This is a genomic window from Mycobacterium sp. Panama NTM2 (genome assembly GCF_054355555.1).
In genome coordinates, this window is record NZ_CM135953.1 from 3,357,568 (window position 1) to 3,374,802 (window position 17,235).

The 17,235-nt window shown below is 70.0% G+C and carries 16 protein-coding genes; 11 read left to right on the forward strand and 5 right to left on the reverse strand.

The features are described from left to right. Positions 1–3: 3 nt before the first annotated feature. The 3 genes from ACXYX3_RS15830 to ACXYX3_RS15840 are packed head-to-tail and all read left to right on the forward strand — an operon-like array spanning position 4 to position 2,461. Positions 4–675 (forward strand): DUF3043 domain-containing protein, encoded by a 672-nt coding sequence (locus ACXYX3_RS15830; RefSeq protein ID WP_241205799.1) that lies wholly within the window; start codon positions 4–6, stop codon positions 673–675. Between the two features lie 8 nt (positions 676–683). After that, complete coding sequence (gene cobT / locus ACXYX3_RS15835) at positions 684–1,727, forward strand: nicotinate-nucleotide--dimethylbenzimidazole phosphoribosyltransferase (RefSeq protein WP_458608157.1); 1,044 nt, start codon at positions 684–686, stop codon at positions 1,725–1,727. Between the two features lie 2 nt (positions 1,728–1,729). Then, positions 1,730–2,461, forward strand: coding sequence for an adenosylcobinamide-GDP ribazoletransferase (locus ACXYX3_RS15840; RefSeq protein WP_458608158.1), 732 nt, complete (start codon positions 1,730–1,732; stop codon positions 2,459–2,461). Here the strand turns inward: ACXYX3_RS15840 and ACXYX3_RS15845 are convergent. After that, entirely contained in the window at positions 2,458–3,561 is a 1,104-nt protein-coding gene (locus ACXYX3_RS15845) for a branched-chain amino acid aminotransferase (RefSeq protein WP_458608159.1), read from the reverse strand. The two genes, ACXYX3_RS15840 and ACXYX3_RS15845, sit on opposite strands and share 4 nt — an antisense overlap. Positions 3,562–3,593: 32 nt before the next feature. Continuing rightward, positions 3,594–4,703, reverse strand: coding sequence for a glycine cleavage system aminomethyltransferase GcvT (gene gcvT / locus ACXYX3_RS15850; protein WP_458608160.1), 1,110 nt, complete (start codon positions 4,701–4,703; stop codon positions 3,594–3,596). Between the two features lie 28 nt (positions 4,704–4,731). On the opposite strand from gcvT, the gene ACXYX3_RS15855 reads away from it, so the two are divergent. After that, a complete protein-coding gene (locus ACXYX3_RS15855) occupies positions 4,732–6,252 on the forward strand; it encodes a leucyl aminopeptidase (protein ID WP_241205804.1) in 1,521 nt (506 codons plus the stop codon). 5 nt (positions 6,253–6,257) lie between these two features. On the opposite strand, the gene ACXYX3_RS15860 is transcribed toward ACXYX3_RS15855, so the two are convergent. Both ACXYX3_RS15860 and ACXYX3_RS15865 read right to left on the reverse strand, forming a co-directional pair. After that, entirely contained in the window at positions 6,258–7,613 is a 1,356-nt protein-coding gene (locus ACXYX3_RS15860) for an SDR family oxidoreductase (protein WP_458612107.1), read from the reverse strand. Beyond that, positions 7,606–7,956, reverse strand: a complete 351-nt coding sequence (locus ACXYX3_RS15865; protein ID WP_241205805.1) for an oxidoreductase — start codon at positions 7,954–7,956, stop codon at positions 7,606–7,608. Before ACXYX3_RS15865 ends, ACXYX3_RS15860 begins: the two co-directional genes overlap by 8 nt. A 166-nt stretch (positions 7,957–8,122) precedes the next feature. Here ACXYX3_RS15865 and sucB point away from each other — a divergent pair, with 166 nt between their 5' ends. The 6 genes from sucB to ACXYX3_RS15895 all read left to right on the forward strand — a co-directional run bounded on the left by sucB (position 8,123) and on the right by ACXYX3_RS15895 (position 15,165). Further along, a complete protein-coding gene (gene sucB / locus ACXYX3_RS15870) occupies positions 8,123–9,913 on the forward strand; it encodes a 2-oxoglutarate dehydrogenase, E2 component, dihydrolipoamide succinyltransferase (RefSeq protein ID WP_458608161.1) in 1,791 nt (596 codons plus the stop codon). A gap of 12 nt (positions 9,914–9,925) precedes the next feature. Further along, complete coding sequence (locus ACXYX3_RS15875; protein ID WP_458608162.1) at positions 9,926–10,837, forward strand: TIGR01777 family oxidoreductase; 912 nt, start codon at positions 9,926–9,928, stop codon at positions 10,835–10,837. A 10-nt stretch (positions 10,838–10,847) separates the two neighbouring features. Further along, on the forward strand, positions 10,848–11,534 hold the full coding sequence (gene lipB / locus ACXYX3_RS15880; RefSeq protein WP_458608163.1) for a lipoyl(octanoyl) transferase LipB: 687 nt from the start codon (positions 10,848–10,850) through the stop codon (positions 11,532–11,534). Next, complete coding sequence (gene lipA / locus ACXYX3_RS15885; RefSeq protein ID WP_241205809.1) at positions 11,531–12,475, forward strand: lipoyl synthase; 945 nt, start codon at positions 11,531–11,533, stop codon at positions 12,473–12,475. The genes lipB and lipA overlap by 4 nt, the downstream gene beginning before the upstream one ends. A gap of 13 nt (positions 12,476–12,488) precedes the next feature. Continuing rightward, positions 12,489–13,244 (forward strand): DUF4191 domain-containing protein, encoded by a 756-nt coding sequence (locus ACXYX3_RS15890; protein ID WP_458608164.1) that lies wholly within the window; start codon positions 12,489–12,491, stop codon positions 13,242–13,244. An 82-nt stretch (positions 13,245–13,326) separates the two neighbouring features. Continuing rightward, positions 13,327–15,165, forward strand: coding sequence for an amidohydrolase (locus tag ACXYX3_RS15895; protein ID WP_458608165.1), 1,839 nt, complete (start codon positions 13,327–13,329; stop codon positions 15,163–15,165). On the opposite strand, the gene ACXYX3_RS15900 is transcribed toward ACXYX3_RS15895, so the two are convergent. Then, a complete protein-coding gene (locus ACXYX3_RS15900) occupies positions 15,162–15,626 on the reverse strand; it encodes an RDD family protein (protein WP_458608166.1) in 465 nt (154 codons plus the stop codon). The genes ACXYX3_RS15895 and ACXYX3_RS15900 overlap by 4 nt on opposite strands. A gap of 147 nt (positions 15,627–15,773) precedes the next feature. On the opposite strand from ACXYX3_RS15900, the gene glnA reads away from it, so the two are divergent. Then, entirely contained in the window at positions 15,774–17,210 is a 1,437-nt protein-coding gene (glnA, locus tag ACXYX3_RS15905; protein WP_241205813.1) for a type I glutamate--ammonia ligase, read from the forward strand. Positions 17,211–17,235: the final 25 nt, after the last annotated feature.

Genomic DNA, 17,235 nt, shown 5'->3' on the forward strand with positions numbered 1-17,235 from the left:
CATGTGAAACTGCTGGGCCGCAAGAACGACGACTCCGGGGACGATCGGGTCCCCGCCGACGACGACGTCGTGGACGCCGCGCCGAGCGGCCGGGTGACCACCGCGCCCAAGGGCAGACCGACCCCGAAACGCAACGAGGCGAGCCGCCGCCGCGGACCGGTCGCACCGGCGCCGATGACCAGCGCGGAGGCGCGGCGGCGCCGCAAGGAGCTGCGGGGCCCGAAGCTCTCCCGCGAGGAGCGCAAAGCAGAGAAGATCGAGCGCCGCGCCACGATGTCGCAGCGTCGCGAGAAGATGATGGCCGGCGACGATGCCTACCTGCTGCCGCGCGACAAGGGCCCGGTGCGCCGTTATGTGCGCGACCTGGTCGACTCGCGGCGCAACGTGCTCGGCCTGTTCATGCCTTCGGCCCTGGGTCTGATCCTGGTCATGCTGGCGGTGCCCTCGGTCCAGGTGCAGCAGCTGATCTCCCCGGCGATGCTGGTGCTGGTCCTGATCATGATCGTCGACGGCTTCTTCCTGGGCCGCCGGGCGAACCGGCTGGTCGATCAGAAGTTCCCGGGCAACACCGAATCCGGGTGGAAGCTGGGCTTCTACGCCGCCAGCCGTGCGTCGCAGCTGCGGCGGATGCGCGCACCGCGACCGCAGGTCGAGCGCGGCGCGACAATCGACTGACGCCGTCGGTGTCCTACTTCCCCGAGATCGCCGCGCCTGACCCCGACGCAGCCGCCGCCGCGCGGGCCCGGCAGGCGCAGCTGACCAAACCCGCCGGCGCGCTGGGCCGCCTCGAAGACCTGTCGGTGTGGGTGGCGTCGTGCCAGAACACCTGTCCCCCACGACAGTTCGAGCGTGCCCGAGTGGTGGTGTTCGCCGGCGACCACGGGGTCACCGCGGCGGGAGTGTCGGCCTACCCGGCCGAGGTCACGGCGGCGATGATGGCCAACTTCGCCGCCGGTGGCGCCGCGGTCAACGTGCTCGCCGGCCTCGCCGACGCGGGAGTGCGCGTCGTCGACATCGCGGTCGACACCGAGGAGCCGCTGTCGCCGGATGCCGGCGAGCACAAGGTGCGTCGCTCGAGCGGCAACATCGCGGTCGAGGACGCGCTGAGCCCCGGCGAGGTGGTCGCCGCCATCGAGGTGGGCCGGCGCATCGCCGACGACGAGGTCGACGCGGGTGCGGACCTGCTGATCGCGGGCGACATGGGGATCGGCAACACCACCCCGGCCACCACGTTGGTGGCGGCGCTGATCGGGGCCGAACCGGTGGCAGTGGTGGGACGGGGCACCGGCATCGACGACGAGGGTTGGAAGCGCAAGACCGCCGCGATCCGCGATGCGCTCTACCGCACCAAGCGGCTGTCGGCGGATCCGATTGCGCTGCTTCGCATCTGCGGCGGCGCCGATCTCGCGGCGATGACGGGGTTCTGTGCTCAGGCCGCACTTCGCCGCACCCCGGTGCTGCTCGACGGCGTGGTGGTGACCGCGGCGGCGTTGGCCGCCGAGCGGCTGGCGCCGGGCGCGCGGCTGTGGTGGCAGGCCGGGCACCGGTCCACCGAGCCCGCGCACGGGATGGCGCTCGATGAGCTTTCGCTGACGCCCATCGTCGATCTCGGGATGCGCCTCGGCGAGGGTTCCGGCGCCCTGGTCGCGCTGCCGGTGCTGCGCGCCGCCGTCGCCACGCTCGCGTCGATGGCCACCTTCGAAGAGGCCGGGATCTCCGGGGGCTGACCGTGATCCGTTCCCTGGCGGGCGCTTTCGCGTTCGCGACGGTGCTGCCGGTGCCTGCGTCGCGCACCGCGCTCGTCGGCCGGGGCGTGATCACCGCGCTGCCCGTCGCGGGCGCGGCACTGGGCGGGGTGGCCGCGGCGGTGTTGGCGGCGGGATTCTGGGCGTTCGGCCCGGACGCTCCGCTCGCCGGCGCGCTGGCGGTGACGACGCTGCTGGTGGCGACCCGCGGCCTGCACATCGACGGCCTGGCCGACACCACGGACGCGCTGGGGTGTTACGGCCCGCCGGAGCGTGCGCTGGCCGTGATGCGGGAAGGTACGGCCGGCCCGTTCGGGGTGGCGGCTGTCGCGGCGACGGTGCTCATCCAGACGCTGGCGTTCGCGCAGGCGGGGTGGGCCGGCGTGCTGGTCGCGGTCGTGGCCGGTCGGGTCGCGGCGGTGATGGCGTGCCGGCGCGGCGTGCCTGCGGCGCCGGGGAGCTCGCTGGGGGCTGCGGTCGCAGGAGTGCAGCCGGCCTGGGTGGGCTGGGCGTGGGTGGCCTGCACCGCCGCGGCCGCCGTGCCGGTGTGCGGCACGGCCTGGCAGGGCCCGCTCGTCGTGGTCCTGGCGGTGGCCGCGGCGATGGCGCTGGTCGGCCACTGCGTGCGCCGGTTCGGCGGTATCACCGGCGACGTGCTCGGCGCCGCCGTCGAGGTGACGACGACGATCGCCGCGGTGGGCCTGGCGATCCGCTAGCCCAGCCGCGTCATCCAGCCGTGGGTGTCGGCGAAGGTGCCGCGCTGGATCCCGGTCAGCGTGTCGCGCAGCGCCATCGTGATCTCGCCGGGTTCCCCGTCGGCGATGGTGAACTCGCCGTCGGCGTGCTTGACGTGGGAGACCGGGGTGATGACCGCGGCGGTGCCGCAGGCGAACACCTCGGTGATCTCCCCCGCGGCGGCCTTCTTCTGCCACTCGTCGACGTCGATCTTGCGTTCCTCGACCGCGAACCCGGCGTCAGTCGCCAACTGCAGCAACGAATCCCGCGTGATGCCCGGCAACAGCGAGCCCGACAGCTCGGGGGTGACCAACCGCGCGGTGCCACCGCTGCCGAAGACGAAGAACAGGTTCATCCCACCCATCTCTTCGACGTAACGGCGCTCGATCGCATCGAGCCACACCACCTGATCGCAGCCGTGGTCGGCGGCCTCGGCCTGCGCGAGCAGCGACGCCGCGTAGTTGCCGCCGAACTTGGCCGCACCGGTGCCGCCCGGCGAGGCCCGCACGTATTCGTGGGACAGCCACACGCTGACCGGCTTGATGCCCCGGGGGAAGTACGCGCCGGCGGGTGAGGCGATCACCAGGTAGCGGTACCGGTCGGCCGGGCGCACGCCCAGTCCCGGCTCGGTCGCGATGACGAACGGCCGCAGGTAAAGCGACTCCTCACCGCCGGCCGGCGGCACCCACTGCCCGTCGACCGCGATGAGCTGACGCAGCGACTCGAGGAACACCTCGGCGGGCAGCTCCGGGATCGCGAGCCTGCGCGCGGAGGTCTGCAGCCGCGCCGCGTTGGCCTCCGGGCGGAACGACACGATGGATCCGTCGTTCCAGCGATAGGCCTTCAGACCCTCGAAGATCTCCTGCGCGTAGTGCAGGACGACCGCCGACGGATCGAGCTCGATGGGCCCGTAGGGCAGCACCCGGGCGTCGTGCCACCCCTGCTCGGCCGTGTAGTCGACCGACACCATGTGGTCGGTGAAGTACTTGCCGAACCCGGGGTTGCCGAGGACCTGCGCCCGTACCTCGTCACTCGCCGGATTCGCGGTGCGATCGACGGTGAACGAGAGGCCTTCAGTCATGGCTGCGATTGTATAACCGCCGGGGAAGGGATTTATCGCGTGCGGGTGTCCACGAACGGGGGTTTGACCACCTCGCACTCGACGGCGCGGCCCCGCACGTCCACCGTCACGCGGGCCCCGTCGGCGATGCCGGCAGCGGTGTCGATCAGCGCCAGCGCGATGCCGACTTTCAGTGTGGGAGAGAAGGTTCCGGAGGTGGTGACGCCGACGGGTGTGTCGCCGTCGAGCACGGTCAGCTCGCCGCGCAGCACGCCGCGGCCGACGGCACGCAGGCCGCGCAGCGTGCGCCGCGGCCCCGCCTCCTTCTCGGCGAGCAGCGCCTCACGCCCCCAGAACGCGTCTTTCTTCCACCCGACCGCCCATCCGCAGCGCGCCTGCAGCGGCGAGATGTCGCGCGAGAGTTCGTGGCCGTGCAGCGGATAACCCATTTCGGTACGCAGCGTGTCGCGCGCTCCGAGACCGGCGAGTTCACCGCCGGCGGCCCGCACCTTCTCGACCAGAGCGTCGAACACGACGCCCGCCTGATCCCACGTCGGCAGCAACTCGTAGCCGTGCTCGCCGGTGTAACCGGTGCGGCAGACCCGGACGTCGACGCCGTCGAACACCGCGTCGGCGAACCCCATGTAGTCCATGTCGGTGGGCAGCCCGAGCCCGCCGACCACGTCGGCCGCCCGGGGGCCCTGCACGGCGAGCACGGCCCGTGAGCGGTGCTCGTCGGTGACCGTCACCCCGGCGGGCGCGCGCTCGATGAGCGCGGCGACGACGTCGGCGGTGTTGGCGGCGTTGGGCACCAGGAAGATCTCGTCGTCGGAGACGTAGTAGGCGATGAGGTCGTCGATCACGCCGCCCTCGTCGGTGCAGCACAGCGTGTACTGCGCTTTCCCAGCGCCGATGCGGCCCAGATCGTTGGTGAAGGCGGCGTTGACGAACTCGGCTGCGCCCGGACCGGTGACCAGCGCCTTGCCCAGGTGGCTGACGTCGAACAGGCCGACCGTGGTGCGGGTGGCGGTGTGCTCGGCGACGGTGCCCGAGTAGGACACCGGCATCAGCCAGCCCCCGAATTCGGCGAAGGTGGCCCCGAGCTCGCGGTGCCGGTCTTCGAGCGGGCCGGTCAACGGTGTGTCACTCACGCCGAACCACATTAGTAGGCAGTGGCTAGGGTGAATCCCCGTGAGCACCCCAGTCGGTTACCAGTCCCCCGCCGTCACCGTCGCCAGCGCGCTGCCCAAGCGCAAGGTCGAGTCGTCGGTGTTGATCGTGCCGGTCGCGAGCGTCGGGGATGAGCCGGTGGCCAAGCTCGTCGCCACGCAGCATCTGGACGCACGCGTGGTCGCCGAGATCGAGGCGGCGCTGGCGGCGCTCGGCGCCAAGGGCGGCGCGGAGCAGGTCACCCGGGTGCCGGTGGCGTCGTTGCCGGTGGGCAGCGTGCTGGCGGTCGGATTGGGCAAGAGCCGCGACGAGTACCCGGCCGAGACCATCCGGCGGGCCGCCGGATCGGCCGCGCGGTCGGTCACCGGTGTGGAGTCGGTGCTGACCACGCTGTCGCTGCTGGACACCGAGGCCGCCGTGGAGGGCCTGATCATGGGGTCCTACCGCTTCACGGAGTTCCGCAGCGCCAAGACCGCCCCCAAGGATGCCGGCGTGCGCAAGATCACGGCCCTGACCGCGGACACGAAGTCGGCCACCAAGGACGCCGCGGCGCGCGGCGAGGCCATCGCGACAGCCGTCGCCACGGCCCGCGACTTCGTCAACACTCCGCCGAGCCATCTGTTCCCCGACGAATTCGCCAAGCGGGCAAAGGCTTTGGGCGAAGCAGCCGGTCTTGACGTGGAGGTGCTCGACGACAAGGCGCTGACCAAGGGCGGCTACGGCGGCATCATCGGCGTCGGCAAGGGGTCATCGCGGCTGCCCCGCCTGGTGCGCCTGGCCCACCGCGGCGGCAAGGGCCGCAAGGCGAAGACGGTGGCTCTGGTGGGCAAGGGCATCACGTTCGACACCGGCGGCATCTCGATCAAGCCGGCGGCGAACATGCACCAGATGACCTCGGACATGGGCGGCGCGGCCGCGGTGATCGCGACCGTCGTGCTTGCGGCCCGCCTCGAGCTGCCGATCGACGTGATTGCGACGGTGCCGATGGCCGAGAACATGCCGTCGGGAACCGCGCAGCGCCCGGGTGATGTGCTGACGCAGTACGGCGGCACCACCGTGGAGGTGCTCAACACCGACGCCGAGGGCCGGCTGATCCTGGCCGACGCGATCGTGCGGGCCTGCGAGGACCGGCCCGACTACCTGATCGAGACGTCGACGCTGACCGGTGCACAGATGGTCGCGCTCGGGGCGCGCACGCCCGGGGTGATGGGCAGTGACGAATTCCGCGACCGGGTCGCCGAGATCTCCCAGTCGGTGGGCGAGAACGGCTGGGCGATGCCGCTACCCGAGGAACTCAAGGACGACCTCAAGTCGACCGTGGCCGATCTGGCGAACGTCAGCGCGTCCCGCAACGCCGGCATGCTGGTCGCCGGTACGTATCTGCGCGAGTTCGTCGCCGAGGGCGTGGCCTGGGCGCACATCGACGTCGCGGTGCCCGCCTACAACTCGGGCGGGCCGTGGGGCTACACGCCCAAGGGTGGTACCGGCGTGCCGACGCGCACGATGTTCGCGGTCCTGGAGGACATCGCAGTCAACGGCTGAGCGCGTCAGACGATCTTTCCGCCGCGGGCGGCGCTGCGCATGGCCGCCGGTGCGGCGTGCGCGACCGCGTACACGAGGTGGGCCTCCGGAGTGACCGGACGCACCGCCTTCTTCTGCGTGACCGCGCTGACGATGGCACGGGCCACCTTCTCCGGACCGTAGCGGCGCACCGCGAATCCGCGCCTGACTCGGGCCCGCAGCTTGTCTGCGTCGGCGTGCCTGGACTCGGGTAGCGAGAACCGAGTGGTGTCGACGATGTTGGTGCCGATCACCCCCGGACAGATGGTGGTTACGCCGATGCCGGCCGAATCCAGTTCGGCGCGAAGGCAATCGGAGAACATGAACACCGCCGCCTTCGAGGTGCAGTACGCGTTCATCATGTTGACCGGCGTGTAGGACGCCATCGAGGCGATGTTGACGATGTGCCCGCCCGTCCCCCGCTGGACCATCCGCCGGCCGAACGAGCGGCACCCGTTGACCACGCCGCCGAAGTTGATGTCGAGCACGCGGTCGAATTCCTCGGCGGGGGTGTCGAGGAAGTAGCCGGCATGCCCGACGCCGGCGTTGTTGACCACGACGTCGGGCACCCCGCGCTCGGCGCACACCTCCTCGGCGAAGGATTCGACGGCCGCGGCGTCGGCCACGTCGACGAGGTACCGGTGCGCGGTGGCGCCGACTTCGGCGAGCAGGCGGGCGGTCTCGGTGAGCCCGTCGGCGTCGACGTCGCTGATCACCAGCTCCGCGCCGTCGCGGGCGAACGCCAACGCGGTCTCCCGGCCGATGCCGCTGCCCGCACCGGTGACCGAGACCAGGGTGTCGTCGAACGGACGCCGGCCCTGCCGAACCTCGGCGCGTCGCAATTCTCGGGAGGCGGGAGCGCCGTCGACGTGCTCGACGAGCTGGCGCACGGCGCGGGCGAACAGCTCGGCGTGGGTGTCCGGCGCCGGGTGCCCGATGGCGACCTCGCGTCGCCACAGCCGCGGCACCGTCGCGGTGACGTCGTCGGCGCGGCCGGACGAGACGATCAGCTGGACCGGGACGTCGACACGCCGCGCGGGACCCATCGGGCGCCGTCGCCGGAACCGCCGCCGCGCCGGCTCCGACAGCGTCACCGACGCGACCGCGGTATCGGGCCGTGAGAGGGCCTCCCACACGGCGGGCACGGCGCGTCCGTGCGCGACGACGTGCACCGGCCGCGGGCCGGCGATGGCGGCGGCCAGCCCGGTCGGGTCGGTGTGCACGACGTGCGCGCCGCCGAGTAGCGCTGTCATTCCGTCCCAGAGACGGGGCGAGTCGGGGTGCGCATGCACCGCGACGATGGTCGGCTCGTCGGTGTCCACGCGCCGCACGCTACTAGCGATCCAACTCCTCGCGGGCGGCGCGTTTGCGCTCGATGCGGCGGCGTTCGTCGTAGTCGCGCATGCGCTGCGGGTAGCCCACCTTCTGCACGTCGTAGACGGGGATCTTCAGTCGGTCGGACAGCTTGCGCGCGCCGGCGTAGCCGCCCGCGCGACGCCGGGTCCATTCGCCGTCGGCGGCCACGAGCACCACGGTCACGTCGGTGACCGTCGTCTGGGGTTCCACGAATGCCTCGACGCCGGTGTGCCCGGCCACCCATTGCTGCAGGTAGCGCAGATCAGCTGCCCGGTCAGTGCCCGCACCTGCACCACGACGCCGGCCCCTCAGCGCGTCGAACAGTCCCACCTGGGGTCGCTCCTTCCCACCGCCGAACCCCTCGATTCGATAGTGCCAGAACGGTCGGTGCACGCGTCTGCGACGAAACGTCGCAGCGGACGTGACAGGATGGGGAACCGACACCTCGAGACCGTGAATTCGACCACGAACGACCGTGCAAGGGAGCCACGACACTATGGCCATCTCCGTCCAGATGCCCGCACTCGGAGAGAGCGTTACCGAAGGGACTGTCACCCGCTGGCTCAAGCAGGAGGGCGACACGGTCGAGGAGGACGAGCCGCTGTTGGAGGTGTCGACGGACAAGGTCGACACCGAGATCCCATCCCCCGCGTCCGGGGTGTTGAAGAAGATCGTCGCCCAGGAGGACGACACCGTCGAGGTCGGCGGCGAGCTGGCCGTGATCGGTGACGCCGACGAGTCCGACGACAGCGGCGACGACGACAGCAGTGACGACAGCGCCGAGGAGGAGTCGGCCGAGGAGCCCGCGGCCGAGTCCGACGACGACGCTGACGATGATGCTGAGGAGCCCGAGGACAAGCCGGAGCCCAAGAAGTCGTCGGGCGGATCCGGCAAGTCCACGCCGGTGCTGATGCCCGAGCTCGGCGAGTCGGTGACCGAGGGCACCGTGACCCGCTGGCTGAAGGAGGTCGGCGACAGCGTGGAGGTCGACGAGCCGCTCGTCGAGGTCTCCACCGACAAGGTCGACACCGAGATCCCCTCGCCGGTGGCCGGCACGCTGCTGTCGATCACGGCCGAGGAGGACGACACCGTCGAGGTGGGCGGCGAGCTCGCCAAGATCGGCGACGCCAGTGAGGCCGACAGCGAACCCGAACCCGAGCCGGAACCGGAGCCCGAGCCCGAGCCGGAACCGGAGCCCGAGCCGGAGGACACCAAGCCGACGACCAAGCCGGCCGAAGATTCCGAGCCTGAGTCCAAGCCCGAACCCAAGCCCGAGCCCAAGAAAGAGCCCGAGCCCAAGAAGGAGCCGGCACCGGCCGGCTCGTCGTCCGGCGATTCCGGTCCGTACGTCACCCCGCTGGTGCGCAAGCTGGCCAGTGAGCACAACGTCGACCTGTCCGCGGTGAAGGGCACCGGTGTGGGTGGCCGTATCCGCAAGCAGGACGTGCTGGCCGCCGCCGAGTCGGCGAAGAAGCCGGCCGAGGAGTCGAAGCCGGCACCCGCCGCCGAGGCTCCGGGCAAGACGTCGGCCCCGGTCCCGGCCCCCGAGGGCGCGCTGGCGCACCTGCGCGGAACCACGCAGAAGGCCAACCGCATCCGGCAGATCACCGCCAAGAAGACGCGGGAATCGCTGCAGACCACGGCCCAGCTGACGCAGGTCCACGAGGTCGACATGACCAAGATCGTGGCGTTGCGGGCCAAGGCGAAGGCCGGCTTCAGCGAGCGCGAGGGCGTCAACCTGACCTACCTGCCGTTCATCGCGCGGGCGGTCATCGACGCGCTCAAGCTGCACCCGAACGTCAACGCCAGCTACAACGAGGACTCCAAGGAGATCACCTACTACGACGCCGAGCACCTCGGTTTCGCGGTGGACACCGAGCAGGGTCTGCTCTCGCCGGTGATCAAGAACGCCGGAGATCTGTCCCTGGGCGGGCTGGCCCGCGCCATCGCCGACATCGCCGCGCGGGCCCGCTCGGGTGACCTCAAGCCCGACGAGCTCTCCGGTGGCACGTTCACCATCACCAACATCGGCAGCCAAGGCGCGTTGTTCGACACCCCCATCCTGGTCCCGCCGCAGGCGGCGATGCTCGGCACCGGCGCGATCGTCAAGCGGCCGCGGGTGATCGTCGACGAGTTCGGCAACGAGTCGATCGGTGTGCGCTCGGTGAGCTACCTGCCGCTGACCTACGACCATCGCCTCATCGACGGCGCCGACGCCGGACGTTTCGTCACGACGATCAAACGGCGCCTCGAAGAGGGGGCCTTCGAGGCCGACCTGGGGCTGTAGACGACGGTGTCGATGCCCCCGGATTCGGTCATCGCGATTGCGGGTTCATCCGGTGTGATCGGGACGGCGCTGGTGTATGCGCTGCGCTCCACCGATCGCCGGGTGATCCGCATCGTGCGGCGTGCACCGTCGAACGCCGACGAGGTGTACTGGAACCCTGACACCGGAGAGTTCGACGCGAGCGCCTTGGCGGGCGTGACAGCCGTGGTGAACATGTGCGGCGTGAACGTCGGCGAGAAACGATGGTCCGGCGCGTTCAAGCAGAGCCTGCGCGACAGCAGGATCGGGCCGACCGAAGTGCTCTCGCGTGCGGTCGTCGACGCCGGTGTTCCGGTGCTCGTCAACGCCAGTGCGGTCGGGTATTACGGCGACACCGGTCCCCGCCCGGTCGACGAGACCGCCCCGCCCGGACGGAACTTCCTCGCGCGGCTCACCGTGGACTGGGAGGCGGCGACGAACGTCGCAGCGCACGCTGGAGTGCGTGTGGTGCTGCCTCGCACCGGCCTGGTGATGTCGCCGTCGGGTGGCATGCTCGGCCGGATTCGACCGCTGTTCTCGCTGGGGTTGGGCGCACGGCTGGGCAACGGACGCCAGTACATCTCCTGGATCAGCCTGGAAGACCAGATCCGTGCGCTGCTGTTCGCGATCACCCACGACGACCTGGCGGGGCCGGTGAACTTCACCGGCCCGGCGCCGGTCACCAACGCGGAGTTCACCACGGCACTGGGCCGCACGGTGAACCGGCCGACCCCGTTCGTCGTCCCCGGCTTCGCATTGCGCGCGGTGCTCGGCGAGTTCGCCGACGAGGGGGTGCTCGGCGGTCAGCGGGCGATCCCGGCGGCGCTCGAGCAGGCCGGGTTCCGGTTCCGCCACAACACGATCGGTGAGGCGCTGGCGTTCGCCACCGCGGGCACCCGTGAGTAACGTCGGTTCCATGGGATCGATCCGGTCGAGCAGCGACGGCGTCGTGGTGCGCCGGCTGGGCACGGTTGAATACCAGCACGCGTGGGATCTGCAGCGGGAGATCGTCGCGGCGCGGGTCGCGGGCGCCCCCGACGAACTGCTGCTGCTCCAACATCCCCCGGTGTACACCGCTGGGCGCCGTACGCTGCCCGAGGAGCGCCCCACTGACGGCACGCCCGTCGTCGACACCGACCGCGGCGGCAAGATCACCTGGCACGGGCCCGGGCAGCTCGTCGGCTATCCGATCATCGGTCTCGCGGAGCCGCTGGACGTCGTGAACTTCGTCCGCCGTCTCGAAGAGGCGTTGATCGCCGTGTGTGCCGGCTTCGGCCTGCAGACCGGCCGGGTCGAGGGCCGCTCCGGCGTGTGGCTGGCCGCCGACGGGCCCCGTCCGGAACGCAAGATCGCCGCGATCGGAATCCGGGTGGCCCGCGGGGTCACCCAGCACGGCTTCGCGCTGAACTGCGACTGCGATCTCGGCGCCTACGGCTCGATCGTGCCGTGTGGCATCAGCGACGCCGGCGTGACGTCGCTGAGCGCCGAACTGGGCCGGCACATCACCGTCGACGATGTTCTGGGCCCGGTCGCCGATGCGGTGTGTGACGTGCTCGACGGCCGCCTCCCCGTGGCCGGGCACGCAGTAGCATCGATGCAGTGAGTGTCGATCCCGGTAACCGCAAACTGCTCCGGCTCGAGGTGCGCAACGCGCAGACGCCGATCGAGCGCAAACCGCCGTGGATCAAGACCCGGGCCAAGATGGGTCCTGAGTACACCGAGCTGAAGTCACTCGTGCGCCGCGAAGGCCTGCACACGGTGTGTGAAGAGGCCGGCTGCCCCAACATCTACGAGTGCTGGGAAGACCGCGAAGCGACGTTCCTGATCGGTGGTGAGCAGTGCACCCGCCGATGCGACTTCTGCCAGATCGACACCGGCAAGCCCGCCGAGCTGGACCGCGACGAGCCACGCCGCGTCGCCGAGAGCGTGCAGGCGATGGGGTTGCGCTACTCGACGGTGACCGGGGTGGCGCGCGATGACCTGCCCGACGGCGGCGCGTGGCTCTACGCCGAGACGGTCCGTCAGATCAAGGCGCTCAACCCGAACACCGGGGTGGAACTGCTCATCCCCGACTTCAACGCCGACCCCGAGCAGCTGGCGCAGGTGTTCGAGACGCGGCCGGAAGTGTTGGCGCACAACGTCGAGACGGTGCCGCGCATCTTCAAGCGCATCCGGCCGGCGTTCCGGTACGAGCGCAGCCTGTCGGTGCTGACGATGGCCCGCGCCGACGGCCTGGTCACCAAGAGCAATCTGATCCTCGGCATGGGTGAGACGCCGGAGGAGGTGCGCGCCGCGCTGCGCGACCTGTACGAGGCGGGGTGTGACATCGTCACGATCACCCAGTACCTGCGGCCGTCGGCGCGTCACCATCCCGTCGAACGGTGGGTGCACCCCGACGAGTTCGTCGAGCATCAGCAGTTCGCGACCGAACTCGGCTTCGCCGGTGTGCTGGCCGGACCGCTGGTGCGCTCGTCGTACCGGGCCGGAAAGCTGTACGCGCAGACGATCGCGTCGCGGTCCGCGCAACCGACACCCACCCCATAGATATCCTGAGCCCATGGCGAAATCGCGTAACTCGGCGGAGGTCAAAGCGGCGAAGGCCGAGGCGAAGGCCGCCCGCAAGGCCGCATCGAAGCAGCGCCGCAGTCAGCTGTGGCAGGCGTTTCAGATCCAGCGCAAAGAGGACAAGCGGCTGCTGCCGTACATGATCGGTGCGTTCGTGCTGATCGTGGCCGCGTCGGTGGTCGCCGGCCTCTTCGCGGGCGGCGGTTTCACGATGTTCATGCTCATCCCGCTGGGCATCGTGCTGGGCGCGCTGGTCGCGTTCATCATCTTCGGTCGCCGCGCGCAGAAGTCGGTGTACCGCAAGGCTGAGGGCCAGACCGGCGCGGCGGCGTGGGCGCTGGACAACCTGCGGGGCAAGTGGCGGGTGACTCCCGGGGTCGCCGCGACGGGGCACTTCGACGCGGTGCACCGGGTGATCGGCCGCCCCGGCGTGATCTTCGTGGCCGAGGGCGCACCGAACCGGCTCAAGCCGCTGCTGGCGCAGGAGAAGAAGCGCACGGCCCGCCTGGTCGGCGATGTGCCGATCTACGACGTGATCATCGGCAACGGCGAGGGTGAGGTGCCGCTGTCTAAGCTCGAGCGTCATCTGACCCGGTTGCCGGCCAACATCACGGTCAAGCAGATGGATTCGCTGGAGTCGCGCCTGGCCGCGCTCAGCTCCAAGGTCGGTCCCGCCGCGATGCCGAAGGGGCCGCTGCCGGCACAGGCCAAGATGCGCGGGGTACAGCGCACCGTGCGCCGGCGCTGACGCCTCGCGCGTCACGCTTGCCACACCCTTCTACGGCGGCGACAATTCGCTGCGGGCCGTCGCGCCCAAGGGGGGACGGACCATGTGCACTGCGTGTGAGTGGGCGCCGCATTTCGCCGCGTTCGGCCAGACGAGCTCGGCCTCACGCCACCCCTGGCTGACGCGCCGCTCGGTTCTACGCGCTGCCGCAGTGACGACGGCCGCGGTGGCGACGGCCGGCGCGTGCGGGACGGGGTCCCAGGCGCCGGTCACCACCACCGCTGCGGGCGCGCAGCGCGCTCCCGACACCGTGTTCCACAACGGCCGTGTCTACACCGTGGCCAGTGCGCAGCCGTGGGCCGAGGCGGTCGCCGTCACCGGTGAGGTGATCAGCTACGTCGGCGACAGCGCAGGCGCGACGGCGCTCGCCGGGCCCGACACCAGGGTCGTCGACCTGGCCGGCGGGTTCGTGATGCCGGGCTTCGTCGAGGGCCACATCCACCCGTTCCTGGGCGCGTTCCTGACCACCGGAGTCGATCTGCAGGTGCCGACCGGGCAGGATGCGCTCGACGCGATCGCCGCCTACGCGAAGGAGCACCCCGACGGGCCGGTGCGCGGATTCGGGTGGCGCGTGGACATGTTCGGCCCCGAGGGACCGACGCGCGCCGATCTGGACCGGGTGCTGCCCGACCGGCCGGGCTTCTTCTTCGCCATCGACGGGCACAGCCTGTGGGCCAACAGCAAGGCCCTGGAGATCGCCGGGGTGACGCGCGCGACGCAGGATCCGATCCCCGGGTTCAGCTACTACCAGCGCGACGAGAACGGCGACCCGACCGGTTACGTGCTGGAGGTGACGGCGGTGCTCGGCATCGTCAACGCCATCGAGCCGATCTCGCCCGAGACCATGAAGACGTTGCTGATCGGCTGGCTGCCCAAGGCATCGGCGGCGGGCATCACCACCGTGTTCGACGCGGGGGTGCCCCCGATCGGGGACGACCAGGGCGCGTTGATCGCCCTCTACACCGACGTCGAGAAGCAGGGTGCGCTGCCGTTCCGGGTCGTCGCGTCCTACAGCGTCAAGTCACCGCCGGTGGACAATGCTGTCGCCGAATTGACCGGCATTCGGGACCGCATCGCCACCGACCTGGTCACCGTCGGTGTGGTGAAGGTGATCGGCGACGGAACCCAGGGCGGCTACACCGCCTGGTTGATCGAGCCGTACGCCGACAAGCCCGACTCCACGGGCGGATCGCCGTTCACCGAACAGCAGTGGCGCCAATTGGTCGGCGAGGTCGACGCCGCCGGGTTCGACGTGCACGTCCACGCCTGCGGCGAGCGCACGGTGCGCGTCGCGCTGGACGCCGTCGAGGCGGCGATCGCTGCCAATCCGCCCCGCGACCGCAGGCACACGATCGCGCACCTCGTCTACGTCCAAGACCCCGACAACCAGCGGTTCGGCGAGCTGGGCGTCATCGCGCAGTTCTCCGCGAACTGGCTCTCCGCGGACCCGGACACACTGCAGAACATGGCCGCGCGCTACGGCAAACCCCGGGCTGACCTGATGTACCGCCCCCAGGATGTGCTGCGGTCCGGCGGACGGATCTCGCTGGGCACCGATTGGCCGGCCGCCGGATACTTCTCCACCTACAAGCCGCTCGACTCGATCCAGATCGGGGTGACGCGCCAGCTGATCGGTCAACCGGACGCCCCGGTGCTGGTGCCCGTCGAGCAGAAACTCACGGTCGCCGAGGCGGTCCACGCCAACACGCTCGGGGCGGCCCATCAGCTGCGTCTCGACGACCAGGTGGGCTCATTGGAAGTGGGTAAACGCGCCGATCTGATCGTGCTGGATCGCAACCTGCTGGAGATCGATCCGCATGACATCCACGCGGCGACAGTGACGACGACGATGATGAACGGCACGGTCGTCCACCAGGTCTAGCGCTTCACCACCGCGGTCTTGGTCGCCAGGTCGTGCAGGCCCCGCAGATCGGAGTCGGTGAACAGCGCCGGGATGACCAACGCGATCAGCACGCCGCGTGCCAGCGCGCGTCCGGCGCCGACGTGCATCCGGCCGTCGACCGGCACCACCTCGAGGCCGAGCGCCAACTGTCCGGGCGAGAACCCGAAGAGGCGCACCGAGGCCACCCCCACCACGAACCAGACCACGAGCTGGACCGTCTGCACCTGCAGATCGAACGAACTGAGTGCCACCACCAGAGCCGCAAGACCCAGAGCGATCAGCCAGTCGACGATCAGCGCCGCGATGCGGCGGCCGAAGCGGGCGATCGAGCCCGGGCCGTCCTTGGGCAGGCCCAGCCGTTGGCCCGGGTAGGTGCCGGGCTCGGGCGTCCCCGGCCCGGACAGCCACGAGCCGAGACCGGAACGGGACGTACGCGCCATATCGCCAGGATAGTGTCGCGGCGTGCGGTCCTGGCCACGGCGGCCGGGACCGCACGCGTAACGTCCACGCAACATCCGGTTGACTGCCGCGCAACATCGTGTCCTTAGCGTCAGCCGCGGGCCATCAATGTCAAAGGAGAGCAAAGAGTGGCAGAACAGACCGCCGACGACATCATCAAGCTGATCAAGGACGAGAACGTCGAGTACGTCGACATCCGTTTCTGTGACCTGCCCGGTGTCGTCCAGCACTTCTCGATCCCGGCGTCGGCCTTCGACGAGAGCGTGTTCGAGGACGGTCTCGCCTTCGACGGTTCGTCGGTGCGCGGGTTCCAGTCCATCCACGAGTCGGACATGATGCTGCTGCCCGATCCGGCCACCGCTCGTATCGATCCGTTCCGCGCCGCCAAGACGCTGAACCTCAATTTCTTCGTCCACGATCCGTTCACCCGTGAGGCCTACTCGCGCGATCCGCGCAACGTCGCCCGCAAGGCGGAGAACTACCTGGCCAGCACCGGCATCGCGGACACCTGCTACTTCGGCGCCGAAGCCGAGTTCTACATCTTCGACTCGGTCACCTTCGACTCGAGGATCAACGGCACCTTCTACGAGGTGGATTCGGAATCCGGCTGGTGGAACACCGGTGAGCCGTTCGAAGCCGACGGCAGCGCCAACCGCGGCTACAAGGTCCGCCCCAAGGGTGGCTACTTCCCCGTCGCGCCCTACGACCACTACGTGGACCTGCGCGACGAGATGGCGACCAACCTGCAGAACGCGGGATTCGTCCTCGAGCGCGGCCACCACGAGGTCGGCACCGCCGGCCAGGCCGAGATCAACTACAAGTTCAACACGCTGCTGCACGCGGCCGACGACGTGCTGCTGTTCAAATACATCATCAAGAACACCGCCTGGGCCAACGGCAAGACCGTGACCTTCATGCCCAAGCCGCTGTTCGGTGACAACGGCTCCGGCATGCACGCCCACCAGTCGCTGTGGAAGGACGGCAAACCGCTGTTCCACGACGAGTCCGGGTATGCGGGCCTGTCGGACATGGCACGGCACTACATCGGCGGCATCCTGCACCACGCGCCGTCGCTGCTGGCGTTCACCAACCCGACGGTGAACTCCTACAAGCGTCTGGTCCCGGGCTACGAGGCGCCGATCAACCTGGTGTACAGCCAGCGCAACCGCTCGGCGTGCGTGCGTATCCCGATCACCGGCAACAACCCGAAGGCCAAGCGCCTCGAGTTCCGCTGCCCGGACAGCTCGGGCAACCCGTACCTGGCGTTCGCGGCGATGCTGATGGCCGGCATCGACGGCATCAAGAAGAAGATCGAGCCGCTGTCGCCGGTCGACAAGGACCTCTACGAGCTGCCGCCGGAGGAGGCCGCCAACATCCCGCAGGCGCCGACGTCGCTGGCGGCGGTGATCGACAAGCTGGAAGAGGACCACGAGTACCTCACCGAGGGTGGCGTGTTCACCGAGGATCTGATCGAGACCTGGATCTCCTACAAGCGGGAGAACGAGATCATGCCGATCCAGATCCGGCCTCACCCCTACGAGTTCTCGCTGTACTACGACGTGTAAGTCGTTGCAAGGCAGAAGGATTCGC